3 protein-coding genes are annotated in these 3,178 nt (G+C 67.7%); all 3 read left to right on the top strand.

Annotated elements, in window-relative coordinates; all coding sequences use genetic code 11:
* A partial coding sequence (locus tag CHB86_RS24825; protein WP_176443014.1) for a hypothetical protein occupies positions 1 to 299 on the top strand: 299 nt, incomplete at its 5' end.
* A gap of 50 nt (positions 300 to 349) precedes the next feature.
* Positions 350 to 1,771 (top strand): mannose-1-phosphate guanylyltransferase/mannose-6-phosphate isomerase, encoded by a 1,422-nt coding sequence (locus tag CHB86_RS24055; protein WP_089235657.1) that lies wholly within the window; start codon positions 350 to 352, stop codon positions 1,769 to 1,771.
* Positions 1,764 to 3,137, top strand: a complete 1,374-nt coding sequence (locus CHB86_RS24050) for a right-handed parallel beta-helix repeat-containing protein (protein ID WP_141135009.1) — start codon at positions 1,764 to 1,766, stop codon at positions 3,135 to 3,137. The genes CHB86_RS24055 and CHB86_RS24050 overlap by 8 nt, the downstream gene beginning before the upstream one ends.
* Positions 3,138 to 3,178 lie beyond the last annotated feature (41 nt).

The following is a 3,178-nucleotide window of genomic DNA, read 5'->3' as shown; positions in this document are numbered from 1 at the left end:
ACACAGCCCCCCCAAAGATCCAGGCCACACTCAGCCCCCAAGGACTTCAGGCCGTCCTCAACGGCGACACAATCGAACTCGCGTTCGAGGATGGCAGCCGGATGCACGCCACGCTCGGCCCCGATGCTGCCGCCGAGCTCGCCGCCGCACCGCCCGGCGAGGCCTACCCGGTGACGCTGACGCCCGACAGCCCGCTCCCCGCTGAGCGTGCCGGACAGCTCGCAACATTGCGGATCGTCCGCGCCCTCCCGTTCCAGGACACCCTCGATCGGTGGCGTGCCTCGATCCTCGGGGACTGATCAAGCCAAGACCTCTGCCCGCCATTTGCGCATTCAAGGAGCACGTTCACATGTCCCATATCGTCCCGCTCGTCCTGTGTGGAGGGACAGGGTCTCGCCTCTGGCCCGTCTCCCGCACCGAAAGCCCCAAGCAGTTTCACGCCGTCTCCGGCGGCAACTCCCTGTCGTTCCTGCAGGCCACGGTGCAGCGGCACACCGGCGAGCGAATGCGCGATCCGATCCTCGTGACCAACGCCAAGCACGCCCATTACGTGCGCGCCCAGCTCGACGAGATCCAGATGCGCGGCGAGATCATCGGTGAACCGGTCGCGCGCAACACCGGCCCCGCCGTCCTCGCCGCCGCGCTCAAGGCGTTGAAGGCGGACCGGGATGCCGTGCTGCTGGTGCTGCCGGCGGACCACGTGATCGAGGGCGATGTGAACGGCCAGGTGTCGGCGATGTACGATGCCGCGCAGGACGGGCGGATCATCACCTATGGCATACTGCCGGCCTACCCCGAGACCGGTTATGGCTACATCACCGACGGCGGGCCGATCGTCGGCTACGACGGGCTGCACCACGTCGGCGAGTTCGTCGAGAAGCCGCCGCTCGACCGGGCGCAGGCGCTGCTCGACGGCGGGCGCGCCTACTGGGCCTCGGGTATCTCGATGTTCCGCGCCGAGACCATCGTCGAGGAATACCGCCGCTTCGACCCCGGCACCTTCATGGCCGTGTTCCATGCGGTCGCCAACGAGACGCGGGACACCTACGGCGCGATCCTCGACCCGGGCGCCTTTTCGCAGGCCGAAAGCCAGCCCACGGAGATCGCCGTCTTCGAGAAGACCGACGCCATCGCGCTCGCGCCTCTGTCCATCGGCTGGAACGATGTCGGCTCCTGGGAGGCGATGCATTCCATCGGCGCCGCGGACGATGCGGGCAACGTGTTGTCGGGCGACGTCATCTCCATCGACACCCGCAACTCGCTGGTCCGGTCGCAGGACAGGCTGGTGGCGGTGGTCGGGCTTGACGACGTCGTGGTGATCGACACCAACGACGCCCTGCTCGTCGCCTCGCGCACCAAGTCGCAACAGGTCAAGCAGGCCGTCCAGACCCTGCACCTCGAGGACCGCCGCGAGGCCCATTCCCATGTGACGCACAACTTCCACTGGGGCGAGAGCCATCGCGCCTTTGCCACCGACGCCTGCGACGTGACCCACCTTACGGTGAAACCCGGATCGGAACTTACCGTCGACGGCAGTGTCGGTCAGCTGCATCTGATCGGCGTCTGCGGGGAGTTCACCGTGAAGGGCGCGCCCGAGGGCGATTTCGAGCTTCTGCCCAGCCTTCGCATCACCCTCCCCGAAGGCCAGAGCTACACCGTCCGCAACGACGGCACCTCGAAGGGCGAGCTTGTGCTGGTGAGCAGCACGCATCTCGTCGAACTCCCGGTCGCCAAGACCAGCGACGAGTTGCGGGACGAGCTGCGTGCCTGAACTGCGCCGCATATCGCGCCGCCTCCGGGCGGGACTGCTGGCCGCATTGTGCCTTTGCCCCCTGCCCCCCCAGGCATCGGCCCAATCGCTCCCCGAGGCCGGCCGCCTGGTCGAGATGGATTTCCGCCTCGTCATGGCGGCGATGGCGCAGCGCGTCGGGGCAAACGGTCAGCTCGGGCTGATCCGCGCCCAGCTGCCGGAAAACGCCCCGGCGCTTGCAGTGGTCGGCGGGCAGTTCGATCTCTCGGGACTGTCCGCCGATCACGACGCGGTTCATGCAGGCTGGATCACGATGACCCCGGACGGGGCGATCACCCTGCACCGCCCGCTGGTTGTCTGGGAAGGGGCAGCGCTGTCCATCCCAGGCAACGCGGAGCTGGCGCTGAACCGGGCCACCGGCGCCTTCCTCCTAAACCTCGGCACGTTGAGCCTCACCGATGCCACCGTCCTTTCCGCCGGAGAGGCATCCGCAGCGTCGCCGGATTTCCGTCCCTTCGTCCTGACCGCCGGGACGGGGGCCGCGGAGATCCTGGGCGGCCGGTTCGACGGGCTCGGATATGACGGCGCGCCCGCCTTCGCCGGCTTCGCCATCGTCAACGGCGGGATATTCCCGGCGATCGGACGGAGCCAGGTGGAACGGTCGGACTTCCGCAATCTCGAGGGCCTCTACGTCGATGGCACCAAGGGCGCCGACCTTCGGAACAACGCGATCCACGCCTCGCGCGGCGGCGCGCTGACCCTCAAGCAGACCACCGACACCAGTGTCTCGGGCAACCTGATCCGATCCGCATCCCAGCACGGCATCCGGATCACCTCCGGCGCGACCTCGACACGGCTGCACGAGAACCGCGTGGAAAGCGCGGGCAAGATCGGGATCTTCATCGACGGCGCAAGCCGGGACGTGTTGCTGGAGCGCAACCTGGTGACCGACGCGGAGAGTGACGGGGTCCTGGTAAGGCGCGCGCATTGCGTCCAGCTCCGGCAGAACGCCGTGCGCGCCTCCGGCGGCAACGGCATCGAGATCCGCCAATCGACCTCCGTCACCCTGAGCGGCAACCGGCTAGAGCACAGCCGCCGGGCCGGTGTCCTGCTGAGTCAGCAACCACCGGGCACCGAGACCGCGCTCTCCGCGAACGTCTTCATGGCGAACACCACCGGCCTGTCCGGCGCCGCGCCGGCGCGGCTGCATCTCGTCGGCAATGACTTCACAGGGCAGTTCCCGCGGCTTGTGGCGGGGGATCTCGCGCTTGTCGCTCGGGGGCTGTTTGCCGATCCCGCCGGGGCGCATCCCGTCATTCTGGAGCCGGCCGGCGGCACTGCTTTGTCGGGTTTTCGTTCGGATTGTCCAGTGATGGAGGGATATTGAGATGGTGTTTTCCTCGGAGAGTTTTCTGTTTCTGTTTCTGC

The organism is Tropicimonas sediminicola (assembly GCF_900188335.1).
GTDB lineage: Bacteria > Pseudomonadota > Alphaproteobacteria > Rhodobacterales > Rhodobacteraceae > Tropicimonas > Tropicimonas sediminicola.
Note: the sequence above shows the minus strand (reverse complement) of the source record. Positions and strands in the feature narration are given on the sequence as shown.

Excerpts from the sequence above, each read along its gene's own strand:
- CHB86_RS24055 (WP_089235657.1), top strand. The coding sequence starts at position 350 with ATGTCCCATATCGTCCCGCTCGTCCTGTGTGGAGGGACAGGGTCTCGC.